General features: G+C 74.5%; 20 protein-coding genes. 16 read left to right on the top strand and 4 right to left on the bottom strand.

Annotated features, from left to right (window positions below):
• Positions 1 to 281: 281 nt before the first annotated feature.
• The 3 genes from KIK08_RS39770 to KIK08_RS10060 all read left to right on the top strand — a co-directional run bounded on the left by KIK08_RS39770 (position 282) and on the right by KIK08_RS10060 (position 2,067).
• Entirely contained in the window at positions 282 to 965 is a 684-nt protein-coding gene (locus KIK08_RS39770) for a GAF domain-containing protein (protein WP_250556681.1), read from the top strand.
• Positions 908 to 1,033, top strand: coding sequence for an ANTAR domain-containing protein (locus KIK08_RS42215; RefSeq protein ID WP_408004656.1), 126 nt, complete (start codon positions 908 to 910; stop codon positions 1,031 to 1,033). The genes KIK08_RS39770 and KIK08_RS42215 overlap by 58 nt, the downstream gene beginning before the upstream one ends.
• Before the next feature lie 176 nt (positions 1,034 to 1,209).
• Positions 1,210 to 2,067, top strand: coding sequence for an STAS domain-containing protein (locus KIK08_RS10060; RefSeq protein ID WP_214402779.1), 858 nt, complete (start codon positions 1,210 to 1,212; stop codon positions 2,065 to 2,067).
• A 28-nt stretch (positions 2,068 to 2,095) separates the two neighbouring features.
• On the opposite strand, the gene KIK08_RS10055 is transcribed toward KIK08_RS10060, so the two are convergent.
• Positions 2,096 to 2,446: an STAS domain-containing protein gene (locus tag KIK08_RS10055; protein ID WP_214402778.1), complete on the bottom strand. Its 351-nt coding sequence runs from the start codon at positions 2,444 to 2,446 to the stop codon at positions 2,096 to 2,098.
• Positions 2,447 to 2,668: 222 nt separating this feature from the next.
• Here KIK08_RS10055 and KIK08_RS10050 point away from each other — a divergent pair, with 222 nt between their 5' ends.
• The 4 genes from KIK08_RS10050 (at position 2,669) to KIK08_RS10035 (ending at position 5,725) form a co-directional block, all read left to right on the top strand.
• Positions 2,669 to 3,448, top strand: a complete 780-nt coding sequence (locus KIK08_RS10050; RefSeq protein WP_214402777.1) for a GAF and ANTAR domain-containing protein — start codon at positions 2,669 to 2,671, stop codon at positions 3,446 to 3,448.
• Positions 3,449 to 3,556: 108 nt separating this feature from the next.
• The gene (locus tag KIK08_RS10045) at positions 3,557 to 3,988 is read left to right on the top strand and encodes an ATP-binding protein (protein WP_214402776.1); all 432 of its coding nucleotides are present in this window, start codon (positions 3,557 to 3,559) and stop codon (positions 3,986 to 3,988) included.
• A gap of 43 nt (positions 3,989 to 4,031) precedes the next feature.
• Positions 4,032 to 5,261: a cytochrome P450 gene (locus tag KIK08_RS10040; protein WP_214402775.1), complete on the top strand. Its 1,230-nt coding sequence runs from the start codon at positions 4,032 to 4,034 to the stop codon at positions 5,259 to 5,261.
• Between the two features lie 152 nt (positions 5,262 to 5,413).
• A complete protein-coding gene (locus tag KIK08_RS10035; protein ID WP_214402774.1) occupies positions 5,414 to 5,725 on the top strand; it encodes a hypothetical protein in 312 nt (103 codons plus the stop codon).
• Here KIK08_RS10035 and KIK08_RS10030 read toward each other — a convergent pair whose 3' ends face one another.
• Positions 5,726 to 6,754 (bottom strand): adenosine deaminase, encoded by a 1,029-nt coding sequence (locus KIK08_RS10030; RefSeq protein WP_214402773.1) that lies wholly within the window; start codon positions 6,752 to 6,754, stop codon positions 5,726 to 5,728.
• Between the two features lie 105 nt (positions 6,755 to 6,859).
• Between KIK08_RS10030 and KIK08_RS10025 the strand changes: the two genes are divergently transcribed.
• The 3 genes from KIK08_RS10025 (at position 6,860) to KIK08_RS10015 (ending at position 8,961) form a co-directional block, all read left to right on the top strand.
• A complete protein-coding gene (locus KIK08_RS10025; protein WP_214402772.1) occupies positions 6,860 to 7,540 on the top strand; it encodes a dienelactone hydrolase family protein in 681 nt (226 codons plus the stop codon).
• Positions 7,541 to 7,652: 112 nt separating this feature from the next.
• Entirely contained in the window at positions 7,653 to 8,246 is a 594-nt protein-coding gene (locus KIK08_RS10020) for a GAF domain-containing protein (protein ID WP_214402771.1), read from the top strand.
• Position 8,247: 1 nt separating this feature from the next.
• Entirely contained in the window at positions 8,248 to 8,961 is a 714-nt protein-coding gene (locus tag KIK08_RS10015; RefSeq protein ID WP_214402770.1) for a GAF and ANTAR domain-containing protein, read from the top strand.
• Here the strand turns inward: KIK08_RS10015 and KIK08_RS10010 are convergent.
• The gene (locus KIK08_RS10010) at positions 8,958 to 10,178 is read right to left on the bottom strand and encodes a SigB/SigF/SigG family RNA polymerase sigma factor (RefSeq protein ID WP_214402769.1); all 1,221 of its coding nucleotides are present in this window, start codon (positions 10,176 to 10,178) and stop codon (positions 8,958 to 8,960) included. The two genes, KIK08_RS10015 and KIK08_RS10010, sit on opposite strands and share 4 nt — an antisense overlap.
• 253 nt (positions 10,179 to 10,431) lie before the next feature.
• Between KIK08_RS10010 and KIK08_RS10005 the strand changes: the two genes are divergently transcribed.
• Both KIK08_RS10005 and KIK08_RS10000 read left to right on the top strand, forming a co-directional pair.
• Positions 10,432 to 10,896, top strand: a complete 465-nt coding sequence (locus KIK08_RS10005) for a DUF4383 domain-containing protein (protein WP_214402768.1) — start codon at positions 10,432 to 10,434, stop codon at positions 10,894 to 10,896.
• 72 nt (positions 10,897 to 10,968) lie between these two features.
• Positions 10,969 to 11,412 (top strand): hypothetical protein, encoded by a 444-nt coding sequence (locus tag KIK08_RS10000; protein WP_214402767.1) that lies wholly within the window; start codon positions 10,969 to 10,971, stop codon positions 11,410 to 11,412.
• A gap of 19 nt (positions 11,413 to 11,431) precedes the next feature.
• Here KIK08_RS10000 and KIK08_RS09995 read toward each other — a convergent pair whose 3' ends face one another.
• Positions 11,432 to 12,259 carry an enoyl-CoA hydratase/isomerase family protein gene (locus KIK08_RS09995; RefSeq protein ID WP_308257535.1) on the bottom strand — a complete coding sequence of 276 codons (828 nt, stop codon included), beginning with the start codon at positions 12,257 to 12,259 and terminating at the stop codon, positions 11,432 to 11,434.
• Between the two features lie 408 nt (positions 12,260 to 12,667).
• On the opposite strand from KIK08_RS09995, the gene KIK08_RS39765 reads away from it, so the two are divergent.
• From KIK08_RS39765 to KIK08_RS09980, 4 genes are read left to right on the top strand one after another with little or no spacing between them, the layout of a single operon-like run.
• Positions 12,668 to 15,229 carry a nitrate- and nitrite sensing domain-containing protein gene (locus KIK08_RS39765; protein WP_308257534.1) on the top strand — a complete coding sequence of 854 codons (2,562 nt, stop codon included), beginning with the start codon at positions 12,668 to 12,670 and terminating at the stop codon, positions 15,227 to 15,229.
• Positions 15,226 to 15,648 (top strand): roadblock/LC7 domain-containing protein, encoded by a 423-nt coding sequence (locus KIK08_RS39760; protein ID WP_308257533.1) that lies wholly within the window; start codon positions 15,226 to 15,228, stop codon positions 15,646 to 15,648. Before KIK08_RS39765 ends, KIK08_RS39760 begins: the two co-directional genes overlap by 4 nt.
• Entirely contained in the window at positions 15,645 to 16,283 is a 639-nt protein-coding gene (locus tag KIK08_RS09985; protein ID WP_214402764.1) for a GTP-binding protein, read from the top strand. The genes KIK08_RS39760 and KIK08_RS09985 overlap by 4 nt, the downstream gene beginning before the upstream one ends.
• Positions 16,276 to 17,661, top strand: a complete 1,386-nt coding sequence (locus KIK08_RS09980; protein ID WP_214402763.1) for an ABC transporter substrate-binding protein — start codon at positions 16,276 to 16,278, stop codon at positions 17,659 to 17,661. The genes KIK08_RS09985 and KIK08_RS09980 overlap by 8 nt, the downstream gene beginning before the upstream one ends.
• Positions 17,662 to 17,930: the final 269 nt, after the last annotated feature.

The raw sequence follows: 17,930 nt of genomic DNA, 5'->3' as shown, positions 1-17,930 counted from the left end.
GCCGGGCCGATCGGCGGGCGGCCGCAGCGGCTGTTCGTCCAACCGCTGCGGCCTTGGTCCGGCGACGCCCGGGCGTCGTCTTGGACCCGTCGTGGGTGGTTGTGCGCGGGGGCGGATCGGTGCGACCAGCGGGCTGCGGGCAGGTTAGCCTGTCGGCGCTGCTCCCGGATCGTGCCTCACCGCGTGGGGGTGGTGCGGTCACGGGTGGGGTTTGCGTCCGACAGCGCGGCGCCCGGTGTGCAGAACGCTGCACACCGGTGTCGTCGTCGTGGAGGTCGGGCATGGACACATCGGGTGGGAGCGCCGCGCCGCCTGATGGCCGTCGCGACGGACGTGACGTCGCACTGGAGCTGCAGGTGCTGCTGCTCGGTGCGCCCGGGGTCGAAGCGTTCCTGGTCGAGGTCACCCGCCTCGCCGCCGGGGCGGTGCAGCGCGCGCAGTCCTGCGGCGTGACCGTGCAGCGCACCTCGCACTCGCGGATGCTGGCCGCCACCAGCGACGAGTTCGCGACGCGGATGGACGAGGTGCAGTACGCCGTCGACGACGGCCCCTGCCTGCACTGCCTCCGGGAGGGCGAGACGGTCCTCGTCGACGACATCGCCTCGGACGGCCGGTGGCCCTCCTTCAGCCGGCGCGGCGTGGCCGTGGGAGCGGGCTCCTCGCTGTCCGTGCTCCTGCTGGTGGAGGGTGCCCCCGTCGGGGCGTTGAACCTCTACAGCCGCCTGGCCCGCGGTCTCGACCACGCGGACCAGGCGCGTGCGCGGCAGTTCGCCGACCAGGCGGCAGGGGCGGTGGCGCTCGCGGCGCGGCTGGCCGAGCAGGAGCGCCGCGAGCAGCACCTGGAGACCGCGCTGACCTCGAGGTCGATCATCGACCAGCCATCGGGGTGGTCATGGCCAGGGCCGGGGTGGCAGCGGACGAAGCCTTCGCGATCCTGCGTCGGCGCTCGCAGCACTCCAACGTGAAGCTGCGCGACGTCGCGGCGGCCCTGCTGGCCGAGTTCGACCGGGGCGGACCGGCCGGCCCGCGGTGATCGCGCCGCGGTCGGGTCCCGGCGTGGTCGCAGCACCGGGCTGCGCCGGAGGGGGACGGCCTGTAGGCTCGACGACGGTTGGACTTACAGCCGCCGCGTCGAGGCGCGTGCAGGCACCAGCCCTCCCGCCCGCTCCTGACGCGCAGGCATTCCGCCCGTCGCCCGCAGGAGCACCCATGTCGGCATCGAACCCGGAGCCCGCGCCCCGTCCCGACGACGAGGCGCGGCGCAGGGCCGTCCTCGACCGTCCCGCGCCGCCTCCGCACACGATGTTGCTGACCGCCTCCCCATGCGAGGACCGCCACGCCGTCGACCTGTGGGTCACCGCCGCCCTGCGGCGGGGCGAGCGGGCGGTGTGCCTGTTCGACCCCGCCGCCACCTCGGTCGAGCAGCTGTCGACCGAGCTGGCCGGCGCGGCGATCGGGGCCGGGAGGGTGCTGCTCCTCGACGCCGCGGCAGTGGCCGCCGACACCGGCGGCTCGAGCGATGGGTTGTGGGAGTGCCTGGCCGAGCTGGCGGCGCGGTCCGGCACCGGCGAGGGCCGGCCGGTGAACGTCACGGCCGACGAGGCGGCGCTGCGCAGGTGCCTCGGCGGTGGCGACGATCAGCTGGACGAGTTCGAGCGGACCCTGGACCGGCTGACCGAGGGGCCGTCGGTGCGGGTGCTGTGCCGGTACCCGGAGCGGGACGGGGCCGGCCGGCTGCGCGACTCGGCCGTGGCCCACCACCGGGCCGTGCTCGACCACATGGCCGCGATCGAGCGGACCGGGGACACCCTGCGGCTCAGCGGGGCGGTCGACCTGCGGAACCTGGCCAGGGTGCGGGCGCTGCTCGACACCGCCCACGCCGCGGGTGTGCGCCGGGTGGACCTGTCCGGCCTGCGGTTCTGCTGCGCGGCCGGGGTGGCTGCCCTCGCCGGGATCGATTCGAGGTCGGCCGGGGCGGAGGACGGCCCGGGGGAGCCGGACGGCGTCGTGCTGATCGAGCCCACGCCCGCCGTGCGCCGGGTCCTCGCGGTGGTCCGGCGGGGCTGACCCGGGCTGATAGGGCTGACGGGGGCCCCTACCGGCTCCCGCGGGCGATGAGGTGGATGGCGGCGTCGACCGTGTCGGTGAGGATGACGGTGTCGGCGAGCCCGGTGATCGCCAGGACCCGCCCGACGAGCGACCCGGCGCCGGCGAGCGCCAGCGGCGCTCCGGCGCGGGTGAGCCGGTCGCGCAGCTCGGCCAGCTCGCGCGCTCCCGCCGCGGACATCAGTTGCACCCCCGACAGCTCCATGACGGTGCTGTCGCCGGGCAGGGCCCGCAGGTGGTCGCGCAGCGTCACGACGGATGCGATGTCGATGTCGCCGGCCACGGTGACCACCGTCGGCGGTGCCTGCGTGAAGGAGGACCGGACCTGCAGGGGGAACACGGACCACCTCGGCCACTTCTCGGGGCATGGATCGGAGGTGGCCGCGCTGCGGGACCGTCCACGAGAATACGGCAGCCGACCGGCCGCCACCACGGTCCGGGTGTGCGACCCTGGCGGGGTCGGAGGCATTCCGCGCCCGTCAACCCTGTGGCGAGCCGTCTTTGATTCGCCGCAACCCGCAGCCCGGCTCCCACGGGCCGGCTGCCGGATCGGTCGTGTTCCGTGTCCGACCAGACGCCTCCCGGCACGCCCGGACCCGAGCCGGATCCCGGCGGCCCCGCGCCGATCGAGGCCGGCCAGGCGGTCGCCGAGCTGCAGCAGCTGCTGCTGGCGACCGAGAACATCACGGGCTTCCTCGAGCAGGTCGCCGCGCTCGCGGTCAAGATGCTGCCCGGTGACGTGTCGTGCGGCATCACCCTGCGCCGCGACCGCGGCACGACCACCGTGGCCAGCAGCGACAGCCGGGCCAGCCAGGTCGACGAGGTCCAGTACGGCCACGGCGACGGCCCGTGCCTGCGCTCCCTCGTCACCGGGCAGGTGGTGGTGGTCGAGGACCTCGTCGACGACGACCGGTGGGGCGGCTACCGGGTACCGGCGCTGGGCCACGGCGTCCGGTCGTCGTTGTCGCTGCCGCTGCACGCCGGCGACGCGGTGATCGGAGCGCTCAACCTCTACGCGGCACAGCCGCGGGCGTTCGGGCCGGCCGAGCAGCTCGTCGCCCAGCGCTTCGCCGGTGAGGCGTCCCGGGCGCTGGAGCTGGCGGTGCGGATGGCCGAGCGCAGCGAGATGTCGGCCCACCTGCAGGCCGCGCTGGCGTCCCGGGCGGTGATCGACCAGGCGCTGGGCGTCATCATGGGGCAGAACAGGTGCACCGCGCACGAGGCGTTCGAGCTGCTGCGCGGCATCTCGCAGAACCGCAACGTCAAGCTCCGCGACATCGCCACGGAGATCGTCACCGCGGTCAGCGGGCAGGCCCCCTCCGACCGGCCCCGCTTCCCCTGAACGCGACCGACCTCCCCGTGCGGTCCCCCGGCGCGGCGAGGAAGCTTGCTCCTGGTCCAGCGGGGTAGCCACCAGCGCGTGGGCTGTCGACGCGATGGGCGGAGGGGGATGAGCGACGAGATCCGGGAGCCGTCCCACCGCGCGCAACGGCTGGATCTCGTGTTCGACGCGGACCCCACCGAGCTGGCGTCCCTGCGCGCCCGCGTGACCGACTGGCTGCGGGAACACCGGTGGCCGGAGCCGCGCATCGACGACGTGGTCCTCGCGCTGAACGAGGCCGTCACCAACAGCGTCGAGCACGCCTACGCCGGCACCGGTGGCCGGATCGTCGTGACCGCTGAGGTCGCGGTTCCGTTCCCGGGGCTGGGGACGGCGACCTTCGCCGTCCGGGACCGGGGACGGTGGCGGCACCGGCCCCCCGAGGAGTCGGGGCACGGCCTGGCCGTCATGCGCGACGTGATGGACGAGGTGCGCATCGAGACCGGTGCGGCCGGCACGACCGTCACGCTGTCCACCCCGGTCGTCGCGTTGCGGACGTGACCAGCTCACGGTGTTCGTCCAGGCGGATCGGGTACTGATGGGCATGGACCGAGACCGCACCGTCGAGCTGATCCGGACCGGCTACCCGTGGGCGGCCCGGCTGCGCCGCGGCGCGGCGGCCGTGCCCACCCGGCTGCTGGGCCGCCGCGCGGTGGTGGTGGGTGGGCCGGAGGGGGTGCGCCGCTTCTACGACCCCCGGTTGCGCCGGCGGGGTGCGTTCCCGGCGCCGGTGAAGCTGGTGCTGTTCGGTCCGGGCACGGTGCACGGTCTGGACGACGGCGAGCACCACCTGCGCAAGGCGCTGTTCCTCGGGGTGATCACCCCGGAGACCGTCGCCGACCTGGGTGAGCGGGCCGGGCGAGAGTGGGCGTCGCGGATCGAGCGCTGGGCCGACCGGGATCGCGTCGTGCTGTTCGACGAGGCGGTCGAGGTGCTCACCGCGTCCGTGCTGCCGTGGGCGGGGGTCCCGGTGGACGCGCAGGAGCTGCCCCGGTTGGCGCAGCAGCTGGCGACGGTGCTCGACGGGTTCGCCCGCCCGGGCCCGGCCTACGCCCGGGCCGTGCGGGCCCGTCTGCAGGTGGGGCGGTGGGCCAAGGGGCTGGTGCGCGGCACCCGTGCCGGGCGGATCCAGCCCCCGCCGGGCACCGCGCTGCACGCCGCGGCCGCGGCGCGGGACCCGAAGGGGAAGCTGCTGCCCGAGCGGGTCGCGGCGACGACACTGCTCAACGTGGTGCGCCCGACGGTGGCCGTGGCCTGGTTCGTGGCGTTCGCCGGCAAGGCGCTCGACGAGCACCCCGAATGGCGCGAGCGCATCGCGGGCGGGGACGAGGCCGCGCTGGACGCCTTCGCCCAGGAGGTGCGCAGGCTCTACCCCTTCGTCCCGGTGCTGGCAGCCCGGGCACGCGCCGCGCAGGACGTGCTCGGCGTGCCGCTGCCGCGCGGCGGGCTGGTGGTCCTCGACGTGCACGGCACCGACCACGATCCCGCCCACTGGCCCGACCCCGACCGCTTCGACCCGACCCGGTTCCTGCGGGGCGCCGTCGAGCCCGACGCGCTCGTCCCGCAGGGCGGTGGCGACGTCGCCACCGGACACCGCTGCCCCGGCGAGGGGGTCACCCTGACGATGATCGCTGTCGCGGCCCGCGCGCTGGCCGCGCTCCCGGCCCGGTTCCCGTCCCAGGACCTCGACTACGACCTGTCCCGGATCCCGACCCGGCCGCGCGGCGGTGTGGTCCTCCGCCACCCCGGCACAATGCGTCGGTGGTCCATCTGACCGGCAGGTACTGGCAACTCCGCGTAGGGCACCGGGGCCTCGCCGTCCTGGCACCGGAGAGGATCCCGGGCGGCGACCCCGAGGGAAGGGAGCGGCACCTGCCCAATCCGTTGCGGGAGCGCGGGTCCTGGGGGTGGGCGGAGATCGACCGGATGTTCTTCGACCGGCCCGACGGCGTCTGGCGGCTGTACGTCCGGCCGGCGTCGGGCCTCGCCCCCACGCCGACCGCGTCGTTCCTGGACCGACCCGTCTACTTGCCCCATGTCAACGCCTGGATGGTCTGCCACCGCGGCAACTTCACCTGGGTCGGTTGGCGGCGGGTGGCGCGGGCGATCGACCGCTACAGCGTCGGCGAGGTGGCGTTCGACTCCTCGGCCCTGCCCCTCGTCGCGCGACGGCTGATCGGCGACGGCCGCAGGAACTCCGTGTGGGACCGGTCGCGCGGGCGTGCCGGGCAGGACTGACTACGACCCCGGGCCGTTCGCGTGGGCGTCTATCTCGGCGAGGATCCGCGACTTCACGGTGTCCTCGGCGAACGAGGCGCGGACCGCGGCGCGGGCGAGCTCGGCGAGCCCGGCCTCGTCGAGGTCGAGCAGCTCGGCGGCGATCTCGTACTCGCGGTTCAGGGTGGTGCCGAACATCGGCGGGTCGTCGGAGTTGACCGTCACCGTCACGCCCGCGTCGCGGAACACCCGAAGCGGGTGCTCCGCGAGCGCCGCGACCGCCCGGGTGGCGAGGTTGGAGGACGGGCACACTTCAAGCGGCACGCCGGTGGCGGCCAGGTGGGCCAGCAGTTCGGGGTCCCGCGCGGCGGAGGTGCCGTGGCCGATCCGCTCCGCGCCGAGCACGCGCAGGGCGTCCCAGACGGTCTGCGGCCCGGTGGTCTCGCCGGCGTGGGGCACGCAGTGCAGGCCGGCCGCCCGCGCGGCGTCGAAGTGCGGCTGGAACTGCGGGCGCGCCACCCCGATCTCGGGACCGCCGAGGCCGAACGCGACCAGCCCGTCGGGCCGGTGGTTCAGGGCGTAGTCGAGGGTGGCGTCGGCCGCCGGCAGGCCGGACTCGCCCGGGATGTCGTAGATCCAGCGCAGCACCAGCCCGAAGTCGCGCTCGGCCGCGACCCTGGCATCCTCCAGCGCTTCGGTGTAGGCCTCGATCGGCATGCCGACGCCGTCCTCGTGCGGGCGCACCGAGGTGTAGGGCGTGCAGGTCAGCTCGGCGTAGCGCAGCCGCTGGTCCACCGCCATCTCCCGGGCCACCTCGTAGGTGAGGTAGTGGATGTCCTCCGGCGTGCGGATGAGCGCGACCACGGCGAGGTACACCTCGATGAAGTGGGCGAAGTCGCGGAACTCGTAGAAGCGCCGCAGCTCGACGGGATCGCTGGGCACGATGCCGGGGTGGCGGGCGGCCAGCTCGCCGACGATCCGCGGCGAGGCGGATCCGACGTGGTGGACGTGCAGCTCGGCCTTGGGCAGACCGGCGATGAAAGCGGACATCCTCGCCCTCCACTGGTTCGGACTCGGGTGCGGCACGCGGATCATCGTGCCCGGCCGACGCGGCGGCCGCCCCACCGCGGTGCACCGCACTGACATGATCGGGCCATGACCCGCTACGAGACGATCCGCGACGGCTTCGACGGCTACCTGGCGGTCCCCGAGTCCGGTGGCGGGCCCGGGGTGGTCGTCTTCCAGGAGATCTTCGGGATCAACGACAACATCCGCGGGATCTGCGACCGGCTGGCCGGCGAGGGCTACGTCGCGCTGGCCCCGGACGTCTTCTGGCGGCTGGAGCGGCGCTTCGAGCGCAAGGACGAGTCGGGCATGCCGGACGGCATGGCGCTGGTGCAGAAGCTCGACTTCGGGCTCGCCGCGCAGGACGCGGCGGCCGCGGTCGCGCACCTGCGCGGCCTCCCCGAGACGACCGGGCGGGTAGGGGCCATCGGGTTCTGCCTCGGCGGCACCCTGACCTACCTGTGCGCCACCTCGACCGACGTCGATGCCGCCGTCCCGTACTACGGCTCGGGCATCCACGGGATGCTCGACCGCGCCGACCGGCTCACCTGCCCGACCCTGTTCCACTACGGCGACCACGACCCGTACATCCCGGCCGAGCAGATCGAGCAGGTCGAGAAGGCGATGGCGGACAAGGCGAACGTCACGGTCCAGCGCCACGACGCCGGGCACGCCTTCTCCAACTGGGACGCCCCGTCGATGTACGACGAGCGCGCCGCCGCCGAGGCGTGGGAGCAGACCCGGGCCTTCCTGGCGCGGAACCTGGCCTGACGGGACACCGGCCACGCCGCCCACGTCGACGGGTGGTTCCGACACGACCGCTCGGGTACCGCTGAGCCGGGTGGACATCCGTCCGACCCGGGGAAGAGGAGCGGAGCACCGCATGGCCGTCGACGACACCGCGCTCGCATCGAGCCTGGTCGCCCTGCTCGTCGGGGCGGACGTCCCGTTCGCCACCGGTGCGGAGGGGGTGCGGGCCCGGCTCGCGGACGTGCTCTCGGCGGCCGCCGACGTGCTCGGCGTCGACGGTGTCGGGCTGATGATGCTGGGCGACGACGACGAGCTGCGGGTGGTCGGGGCGACCGACGACGCCGCGGCCGCGCTGGAGACCGCGCAGCGGCGCTCGCAGGTCGGCCCCGGAATCGACTGCGTGCGATTCGGGCGGACGGTCACCGTCGACGACCTGTCCCGGGCGGCGGAGTACGCCGTCGTCTGGCAGCGTGTCCGGGATGCGCCGGGGCGGTCGTCGGGGAGCGGGGCGGAGGTGGGGGCGGTGATCTCGGCGCCGGTCCGCATCCGGGGCGACACGGTCGGCACGCTCAACGCGCTGCACCACGCCCCGTGGCGCTGGCACGCGAGCCAGGTCCGCGCCATCGAGGCGTACGCCGCCGTCATCGCGATCCTGTTGCGGTTGGAGGCCCGTTCGCTGAGCGACGGCGGCCCTCGCGCCCAACCCGGCCCACCCGAGGAGCGTTGAGATGCCCAACATCGATCCGCAGAACCTGGCGGCGAGCCTGCGGCGCATCGGCGCGACCGATGACGACTTCACCGGGGCCATCGACCGCGCGGTCGAGACGTGCGTGGAGCTGTTCGGCGTCGACGGCAGCGGCTTGATGATCGCCGACGAGCAGAACACCCTGCACTACGTGGCCTCCAGCGACGGGCCCAGCCGGGCGCTCGAGGAGGTGCAGTCCGAGACGGGCCAGGGGCCGTGCGTCGACACCTTCGTGCACGGCGCGCCGGTGCTGACCATCGACCTGGCCCGGGAGACGCGGTGGCCGGCCAGCCGGGACGCCATCGTCGCGCACGGCGTGCGCTCCGTGCTGGGCGTGCCGGTCCACCTGGGCGGGATCGTGGTGGGGTCGCTGGACGCCTACCGCGCCCACCCCCACGAGTGGGACGAGTCCGAGAAGGAGGCGCTGGTCAGCTACAGCACCGTGGTGGAGGCCATCCTGCGCGCGGCGCTCGCCGGGCACCACGCCACCCGGCTGACCGGCCAGCTCCAGTACGCACTGGACAACCGGGTGCTCATCGAGCGCGCCGTCGGCTTCGTCATGGGCCGCACCGGCACGGACGCCGTCACCGCCTTCAACACCCTGCGCTCGACCGCGCGCACCCAGCGGCGCAAGGTCGCCGACGTCGCCCGCGAGGTGCTCGGCGGCGGGAACGGGCAGCCGGTGCGGCGCGACTAGCCCGTCAGCTCGCTGCGCAGCCGCGCCAGCGTGGCGGAGAGCAACCGCGAGACGTGCATCTGGGAGATCCCCAGCGCCTTGGCGATCTCGGACTGGGTCTGGTTGCCGAAGAAGCGCAGGAGCACGATCCGGCGTTCGCGTTCGGGTAGCGCGTCGAGCAGCGGGGCGAGCGACTCGCGGTCGTCGACCATGCCCAGGGCGGGCTCCTCGACGCTCAGCGCGCCGGCGTGGCGGGCGGAGCCGTCCGCGCCGTCCTGCTCGCCGGGGAACGGCTCGTCGAGGAAGGAGCACGATGCGCGGTGGTTGGCCTCCAGCGCTTCGAGGACCTCGGCGACGTCGATCCCGAGCCGCCGGGCGATGTCGGTGGGCCGCGGCGCGGCGCCACCGGGGCGGTGCAGCTCCTCGACCGCGCGGGTGACCTCGGCCTGCAGCTGCCGGATGCGCCGCGGCACCCGGATCGTGGAGGTGCGGTCGCGGTAGTGGCGCTGCACCTCGCCGGTGATGGTGGGCACGGCGAAGGCCAGGAAGCCGGTGCCGCGCTCGGGCTCGAACCGGTCGACGGCGTTGATCAGGCCGACCGCGGCGACCTGCTCCAGGTCGCCGAGGTTCTCCCCGCGGCGGCGGAACCGGCGGGCGATGTGCTGGGCGACCGGCAGGTAGCCGGTGATCAGCGCGGCGCGCACGGCCGGCCGCCGGGGGTCGTCGGCGGGCAGCCGGGCGTGCTCGGCCAGCAGTGGTTCGAGGTGCTCGTACTCCGACGGGGTCTCGTCGCGGCCGGCCGGTGGCGCGGGGCGCGGCGTCGGCACGAGCTCGATCGCGCCCGAACCGGCGGTGACGTCCGTCCGGTCGCCGAGGAGCGCGACGATCTCGCGGACGGCCACACCGGTGAGCAGGCGCAGGTGCACGCCGCGCGCCGAGGCCAGCTCGGCGGCGCGCGCGAGGACCCGGACGCTGCCGGCGTCCGTGAAGGTCACCTCGCGGAGGTCGACCTCCAGCTCGGCCGGGCCGGTGCGGTCGTCGGGGTCGGCGGCCGCCGCGATGGCCGCGGTGAGGGCGTCGGAGAACCGGGACCGGCCGGCGAGGTCGAGCTCGCCACTGGCCCGCAGCAGCCGCGGGCGGTCCCCCTCGGCGGCCTCGACCTGGATCCGCAGCAGGCCCGGGAACGCGGTCCCTGGTGGAGCGGCGTCGGCGGTACGACGGGTGCGCGTCGGGTGCATGGGTCCCCTTGAAGGTCGGTGGTGCACCGCGGGGACAGGGCGGCCGGTGAGGCCATGCTATCCGCGCCTCGCACGGTCGGTCACCCCTGAGCCACGAGAGCGGTCACGAACTCCGCCGTTGCGGTACCCGGTCGGGCCCGATCCGGAAACCCGTCGTGGCGGTGATCCGCAGGCGCGGCCGTTTCGCCCCCACGCCGATGGGGACCCCGACCGCACGTCCCGCTCGACGACCCGACTCCCGGAGGAGCACGTCATGGACGCCACCACCCGTCGCGCCGGAGCTCGCCGCGACCCCGTGCAGACCGCCGCCGCCGTCGTGGGCGCGGTGTTCCTGCTGGTCGGGATCCTCGGCTTCATCCCGGGCGTCACCACGAACTACGACCAGCTCGACGGCCTCGGGCACGACTCCGGCGCCCTGCTGCTGGGCGTCTTCCAGGTGTCGGTCCTGCACAACCTCGTGCACGCCGCCTTCGGCGTCGCCGGGCTGCTGCTGGCGCGCACGCGGGCCGGGGCCCGCGCGTTCCTGATCTGGGGCGGCGTCGTCTACGCGGTGCTGTGGCTCTACGGCCTGCTGATCGACCACGACAGCGACTACAACTTCGTCCCGGTCAACAACGCCGACAACTGGCTGCACCTGGTGCTGGCCGTGGGCATGATCGCCCTCGGCCTGCTGCTGGGCCGGTCGCCCGCCCGGCACTCCTCGGACCGGACGGTCTGACCGGGGGTCGTCCCACCGCGCGTCGGGCGCCGCGCAGCCAACCGCGGACCGCGCAGGTTCCGTCCTGCGTCCGTGACGACTACGGCCATCGCGACGACGATCCGGGCGCTCGTGGCCCCACTGGTCCTGGTGCTGCTCGGGCTGCCGGGATGCGCGGGAGCCGCGGCGGGGGAGGGCGAGCTCGTCGCCTTCGAGGCACTGGGCACGCCGTTCCCCGGCGGGGCGGGGTTCGACGAGCTCGGCGACGGCCTCGACCCCGGGTTCGCCGGTCCGCTGACCGCCTACCCGACGGCGGCCGCCGCTCTGCGCCGTCCCGTGCCGGCCGGTGCCCGGACCTTCGCGTTCGTGCTGGTCGGCTGCCAGGACACGACGGCCGTGCTGCACGTCCGGCCAGATCGGATCTCCGCCGAGGCCACCGGCCCCGACGAGGTCGACTGCGGCGCCCCGGAGTTCTTCTTCGCCGCCTTCGACGTCCCGGCCGACCGCGTTCCCCCGGGCGCGGTCCTGGGTTGGTGAGCGGAACGGCGCCCGGCGCTCAGCGACCCCGGTAGGTGGCCTTGCCCGGGCCGTCGGCGAGGAAGGAGTCGACGGCGCCGCGCAGGTCCTCGGTGGCGAACAGCGCCCCCGAGACCTGGGCGACGATCGCGTCGGCGGCCCGGACGCCGTCGCGCACCGCGGTGCCGACCAGCTGCTTGGTGGCGCTGTGCGCGGCGGTCGGGCCGGTGGCCAGGCGGTGGGTGAACGCGCGTGCGGCCCCGGCGAAGCCGTCCTCGGGCAGCACGCGGTTGACCACGCCCCACTCGTGCAGCGCGGCGGCGGGGTAGCGCTCGCCGGTGTAGATCAGCTCCTTGGCCCGGGCGGGGCCGGCGCGTTCGGCCAGCCGCTGCGGGCCGCCCATGGACGGGGTGAGGCCGACGACGGTCTCGACCAGGCCGAAGGTGGCGCGCTCGGTGGCCAGCAGCAGGTCGCAGGCCAGCGCGAGCTCGAAGGCCGCGGTGAGGGTGAGGCCGTGGGCGGCGAACACGGTGGGGACCGGGAGGTCCTCGATGGTCTGCGCGAGGCGGATCAGCCGGCTCCACAGCGCGGTGCCGCGCCCGACCGGGTCGGGCCCGTGGGCGATGTCGTGGAAGGCGTGCACGTCGACACCGGCGGAGACGACCTTCCCGCGGGCTTCGAGCAGGACGGCGCGGGCGCGGTCGGGCCGACCCGGTGCGGTGATCTCGACCAGCCGGGCCAGTGCCCGCTCGTAGCCGGCGAAGACGTCCTCGTCGAACAGGTTCAGCGGGGGACGGTCCAGGACGAGCACGGCGATGTCGCCGTCCCGCTCGACACCGACGGGGCCGCCACCCGCACTGCCGATCACACTGCCACTTGCACTGCCACTCGCACTGCCACTGCCTGCGCTCATCCGGCCATCCTCGTCGACCCCGGCCGGGACCCGCTGTGAGCTTGGCCCCTGCACCGGCCCGCGCGAGGGGCCGCCAGGTGCCGATGGCGCCGGCCGGTGGCCGGCCGGTCACCGTGCCGTTGACCGCATGAGCGTTGCCCCTCGTCTCCTATCGTTACCGCTTCGTCGCCGACCGCTGATCGTCGTGCCACTGTGCCGCCGCAAGGTCTTCGTCACACGGTCGGGGGATTCGGCGTGACCAGGAGTAGCAGTGGGGAGCCCTCCTTAGGGCGCTACAACCCCTCGAACTGGCCTTTGGCTGGCAAGCTCGTGGCGATCGGGCTACTTCCGGCGCTGTTCATCGTTGCTCTGGGTGTGCTCCGCGTGAGCGACCAGATGGGGGCCACCGCCGATCTGGGCGCGGCGAACCGGTTGCTGCAGGTCCGCCAGCACGTCGCGGACGCGGCCACCGCGCTGCGCGAGGAGCGCGACCGCGCCACCCTCTTCGTCGCCGGTCGCCGCCGCGGTGACCGGGATCCGCTGGACGAGGCGGTCCGGCGCACGGACGCGGCCGTCGCCCGGGCCCGGGCCGGCATCGCCGAGGTCGACGACATCATCGACGCCCCCACCCGGGCGGCGCTGCGGCAGGCCGACAGCAGGTTCGGCCAGCTCTCGGCGATCCGCACCAGCGTGACCGGCACCGCGCTGCTGCTGCCCGGTCAGGTCCTGCAGCGCTACACGTTCATCGTCAACCGCGCGGACGGGCTCGACCGCGCGGTGGTGCAGCAGGTGCAGCAGGCCCGGGAGCCGACGACCGTCGGGCTCGCCGACGCGCTCGTCGCGGTCTCCAGCGCGGCCGAGGCGATCGAGCTCGAGCACACCGTCGTCGGTATCCCGTTGATCGCCGACGCGGTCACCCCGGACGACCGCAACGCGGCCGCCGCCGCGGACAGCACCTTCATCGCCGCCTACGTCAGCTACGAGATCGCCCTGCCCGAGGGCGTGGAGCCGGTCAACTTCGTCACGGCGGACGCGAACTCCGCGCGGGGCGCGGTCAGGTCCGCCGTGCTGCTCGGGCCGACCGACGGTCCCATCACCGTCTCGCCGGCGGAGTGGGACGAGGCGAGCTACGGGGCGCGGGACGTCGTCCTCGACGCGGAGCGACGGGTGGTGGCCGCGCTCGCCGACGCCGGCGCCGCCGCGGAGAGCCGCTCGACCGGCCTCGCCTGGCTCAACTCGGCGGTCCTGCTGCTCGGCCTCCTGCTCACCGCGACGGTCGTCGCGGTCGTGACGCGGTCGCTGACCGGCTCGTTGCGGCTGCTGCGCGCGTCCGCCCTCGACATCGCCTACGAACGCCTGCCGCGGGCGGTGAACACCATGCGGGCCGAGGGCACGTCGGACGCCACCGTCGAGCCGGTGCCGCTGCGCAGCACCGACGAGGTGGGGCAGGTGGCCCGCGCGTTCGACGTGGTGCACGGGGAGGCCGTGCGGCTGGCCGGGGAGGCCGTCCGGCTGGCCGCCGACCAGGCCGCCCTGCAGGCCAGCGTCAACGACATGTTCGCGAACCTGTCGCGGCGCAGCACGGGCCTGGTCGACCGGCAGCTGCGGCTCATCGAGCAGCTGGAGGACCACGAGGAGGACCCCGACCAGCTCGCGGACCTGGTCCAGCTCGACCACCTGGCCGTGCGCATGCGGCGCACCAGCCAGAACCTGCTGGTGCTGGCCGGCACGGACACCGCGAGACCGAGCACGGCGCCGACGCCGCTGGCGGACGTGCTGCGCGCCGCGGTGTCGGAGGTGGAGCGCGACGACCGGATCCGGCTGGAGGCGGCCCCGGGGGCCACCGTGCTCGGCCACGTGATCAACGACCTCGTCCACGTCCTCGCCGAACTGCTCGACAACGCGACGAACTTCTCACCGCCCGACACTCCCGTGGTGGTGCGCAGCAGCCGGGCGGCGGACGGCTCGGTCCTCATCCGGATCGTCGACCTCGGCGTGGGGATGAAGGCGGGCGAGCTCGCCGACGCCAACCGGCGGGTGTCCACGCCGTCCGCGGTGGACGTGGCGACGTCGCGGCGGATGGGCCTGTTCGTCGTCGGGCGGCTCGCCGGGCGGCACGGCATCACCGTCGGTCTCGACAGCGCGCGGACCGACGGGGACGGCGACGGCCTGACGGCCTCGGTGACGCTGCCCGCGCGGTTCGTCGCGTCGGACGACGACCTCGACCACCCCGACCGGCAACCGGCGTGGCCGGCCAGGCCGGCCGGGGGAGCGGACCCCGACGCCGGCGATCCGGACGTCGCCCCGCTCTTCGACCCCGGCGACGAGAGCGGATCCGCGACCGCGGGATGGACGGAGCCCGACGAGTGGGTGGCCGAACCGGTCGCCGTCGTGGAGGCGTCCGCCGACCGCGCCACGCCGGCCACCGACCCGTTCCCCGTCGTCGTGGACCACCGGTCGCCGCGGACCACCGTCGAGGAGCGGACGAGCACGCCGATCCTCCCCTCGGCGGTGTCGGCCTGGTTCGAGGCGCAGCACCCGGCACCGGCGGAACTCCCGCCGGACGAGCCGCCCGATCCGCCCGCCGAGCCGGTGCAACACGGCCCACCGACCGGGGAGGACCCGGACCGGCCGCTGCCCACCCGGGTGTTCGCCACCGCGGCGGACGCGGGATGGCGGGCGTCGGCCGGCGCCGCCGCACCGCGCGACCGGGTCGAGACGACCGCGGCCGGGCTCCCGAAGCGGCGCCCGCACGCCCGGCTCGTGCCCGGCAGCGCGGGAACCGCGGTGCGGACGGCGGAGCCGCCGCCCAGGCGCGACGCCGACGACGTCCGCGACCGGCTCGCCAGCCACCAGCAGGGCATCCGGCAGGGGCGCCGGACCCCCGTCCGCGACGACCCGGAGGGCCAGGGCGGCCACCCGGGGACCAGCGAGGAGGGCACGTGACAGCACTGCAGACCCAGCGCAGCCGGTTCGGCTGGCTGATCTCGAACTTCGCCGAGCGGGTGTCGGGGGTCGCCCACGCCGTCGTGGTCTCCGCGGACGGCCTGCTCCTGACCAGCTCGGCCAAGCTGCCGCCGGACAGCGCCGAGCAGCTCGCGGCCCTGTCGTCCGGGATCGTCAGCCTGGTCCACGGCGGGGCGCGCTTCTTCGACTCGGGCGAGGTCGTGCGGACCGTGGTGGAGATGAAGCGCGGCATCGTGCTGCTGATGGCCATCAGCGACGGCTCCTGCCTGGCCGTGATGGCCTCGCCGAAGTGCGACATCGGGGTGGTCGGCTACGAGATGACCCTGTTGGTCGAACGGGCCGGCGAGCTGCTCACCCCGGAGCTGCGGTCGGAGCTGCAGGGCTCCTTCGTGTCATGACGGCATCCGCGAGCGGGGTGGGCGATGCGGGCGGTGCGCCGCACCGGATCGCGACGGCGGCGACGATCTCGGCCAAGATCGTCGTGGCGGGCGGCTTCGGGGTCGGCAAGACCACGTTCGTCGGAGCGGTCTCCGAGATCGTGCCGCTGACCACCGAGGCCGTCATGACCGAGGCGAGCGCCGGGCACGACGACCTGTCGGCCACCCCGGACAAGGTCACCACCACGGTCGCCATGGACTTCGGCCGGGTCTCGCTGGACTCCGAGCTGGTCCTCTACGTGTTCGGCACGCCGGGCCAGCACCGGTTCTGGTTCATGTGGGACGACCTGGTGCGCGGCGCCATCGGTGCCGTCGTGCTGGTCGACACCCGCCGACTGGCCGACTCGTTCGCCGCCATCGACTTCTTCGAGGACCGCGGTCTGCCCTACGTCGTCGGCCTCAACCGCTTCCACGGGCAGCTCCAGCACCGCGTCGAGGACGTCCGCGAGGCGATGTCGATCGACGAGTCGGTGCCGATCGCCGTCTGCGACGCCCGCGACCGGGAGTCGGTCAAGCAGACCCTGATCGACCTGGTCGAGCTGGCGATCCGGGAACGGCGCCGGTCGGCGTCGAACGGGACCGACCGCGATGGGTGAGGGGGACGTGGTGCTCCGACGGGGATGGCGTTCGGCCCGCCTGACGGCGGGAGCGCTCGCGTTCGCCCTGGTCGCGGCCGGGTGCGCCGGCGCGGACGGCGTCGACGACGGGGCGGGGGAGGACCGGGAGCTGACCGTTCTCATGGTCGACAACCCGCAGATGCAGGACATCCAGAAGCTGACCGCGGCCAACTTCACCGCCCGCACCGGGATCGAGGTCAACTTCACGATCCTGCCGGAGAACGAGCTGCGCTCGAAGGTCACCCAGGACATCGCCACCGGCACGGGCCAGTACGACGTCGCCACCATCGGCGCCTACGAGGTGCCGATCTGGGCCAGCAACGGCTGGCTGCACGAGGTGAGCAGCTACGCGGAGGCCGACGAGGGCTTCGACTCGGCCGACCTGCTGCCGTCCATGACAGAGCTGCTGTCCAGCGACGACGGCCTGATGTACGGCATGCCGTTCTACGGCGAGTCGTCGATGCTGATGTACCGCAAGGACGTCTTCGAGCAACGGGGCCTGACGATGCCGGAGCGCCCGACCTGGGACCAGGTCGCGCAGCTCGCGACGCAGGTCGACGGCGCCCAGCCGGGCATGCGGGGCATCTGCCTGCGCGGCCTGCCGGGCTGGGGCGAGATGTTCGCGCCGCTGACCACGGTGATCAACACCTACGGCGGCACCTGGTACACCGAGGACTGGCGGGCGCAGGTCAACTCGCCGGAGTTCGCCCAGGCCACCCAGTTCTACGTCGACCTGGTCCGCGCCCACGGCGAGCCGGACGCCGCGACCTCCGGGTTCACCGAGTGCCTCGACGCGATGAGCACCGGCAAGGTCGCCATGTGGTACGACGCGACCTCGGGCGCCGGCACGCTGGAGGACCCGGCGGCGAGCCAGGTCGCCGGCCGCATCGGCTACGCCTACGCGCCGGTCAGCCGGACCGAGTCGGCCGGCTGGCTGTGGGCCTGGTCGTGGGGCATGCCGGCGGACTCCAAGAACGCCGACAACGCCGCGAAGTTCATCCTGTGGGCCTCCAGCAAGGAGTACGAGAACCTCGTCGGCGAGCAGCTCGGGTGGTCGCGGGTCCCCGCGGGCAAGCGCGCCTCGACCTACGAGAACCCCGACTACCAGGCGGCGGCCTCGGCGTTCGCCGACATCACCCTGGAGTCCATCCAGCGGGCCGACCCGGTCAGCCCCGGCCTGCAGCCGCGCCCGACGGTGGGCATCCAGTACGTCGCCGTCCCCGAGTTCGCCGACCTGGCCACCACGATCTCCCAGGACATCAGCGCGGCGATCGCCGGCGACGGCAACATCGGCCCGGCCCTGGAGAACGGCCAGAAGCTGGCCCAGCAGACGGGCGACAAGTACCAGGGCTTCTGACGCGGTCCGCACCGGGGTGCGGTGTTGCGCCCGCCCCGGCAGCGGCCCCGGGCCCACCTCGCAGCCCTGAGCGTGTTCTCGCAACCCGCCGGCCCGCTGCGACAACACCCCCCGCGCTGCGCGCCCCATTCCGCGCTGCGCGCCCCACTCCGCGCTGCGCGCCCCACTCCGCGCTGCGCGCCCCGCCCGCGCTGCGCGCCCGCCCCAGCGCGTCCTCGCAGACTCAGCTGCGCCTCGCAGCGCACGGTGGGTCGTCGCAGCCCGCCGGC

The organism is Pseudonocardia lacus (assembly GCF_018531445.1).
Classification (GTDB): Bacteria; Actinomycetota; Actinomycetes; order Mycobacteriales; family Pseudonocardiaceae; genus Pseudonocardia; species Pseudonocardia lacus.
Note: the sequence above shows the minus strand (reverse complement) of the source record. Positions and strands in the feature narration are given on the sequence as shown.

Bases quoted from the DNA above. Each gene is read 5' to 3' on its own strand.
- KIK08_RS39770 (WP_250556681.1), top strand. From the start codon at position 282: ATGGACACATCGGGTGGGAGCGCCGCGCCGCCTGATGGCCGTCGCGAC.
- KIK08_RS10060 (WP_214402779.1), top strand. From the start codon at position 1,210: ATGTCGGCATCGAACCCGGAGCCCGCGCCCCGTCCCGACGACGAGGCG.
- KIK08_RS10045 (WP_214402776.1), top strand. From the start codon at position 3,557: ATGAGCGACGAGATCCGGGAGCCGTCCCACCGCGCGCAACGGCTGGAT.
- KIK08_RS10040 (WP_214402775.1), top strand. From the start codon at position 4,032: ATGGACCGAGACCGCACCGTCGAGCTGATCCGGACCGGCTACCCGTGG.
- KIK08_RS10035 (WP_214402774.1), top strand. From the start codon at position 5,414: ATGTTCTTCGACCGGCCCGACGGCGTCTGGCGGCTGTACGTCCGGCCG.
- KIK08_RS10030 (WP_214402773.1), bottom strand. From the start codon at position 6,754: ATGTCCGCTTTCATCGCCGGTCTGCCCAAGGCCGAGCTGCACGTCCAC.
- KIK08_RS10025 (WP_214402772.1), top strand. From the start codon at position 6,860: ATGACCCGCTACGAGACGATCCGCGACGGCTTCGACGGCTACCTGGCG.
- KIK08_RS10020 (WP_214402771.1), top strand. From the start codon at position 7,653: ATGGCCGTCGACGACACCGCGCTCGCATCGAGCCTGGTCGCCCTGCTC.
- KIK08_RS10015 (WP_214402770.1), top strand. From the start codon at position 8,248: ATGCCCAACATCGATCCGCAGAACCTGGCGGCGAGCCTGCGGCGCATC.
- KIK08_RS10010 (WP_214402769.1), bottom strand. From the start codon at position 10,178: ATGCACCCGACGCGCACCCGTCGTACCGCCGACGCCGCTCCACCAGGG.
- KIK08_RS10005 (WP_214402768.1), top strand. From the start codon at position 10,432: ATGGACGCCACCACCCGTCGCGCCGGAGCTCGCCGCGACCCCGTGCAG.
- KIK08_RS09985 (WP_214402764.1), top strand. From the start codon at position 15,645: ATGACGGCATCCGCGAGCGGGGTGGGCGATGCGGGCGGTGCGCCGCAC.
- KIK08_RS09980 (WP_214402763.1), top strand. From the start codon at position 16,276: ATGGGTGAGGGGGACGTGGTGCTCCGACGGGGATGGCGTTCGGCCCGC.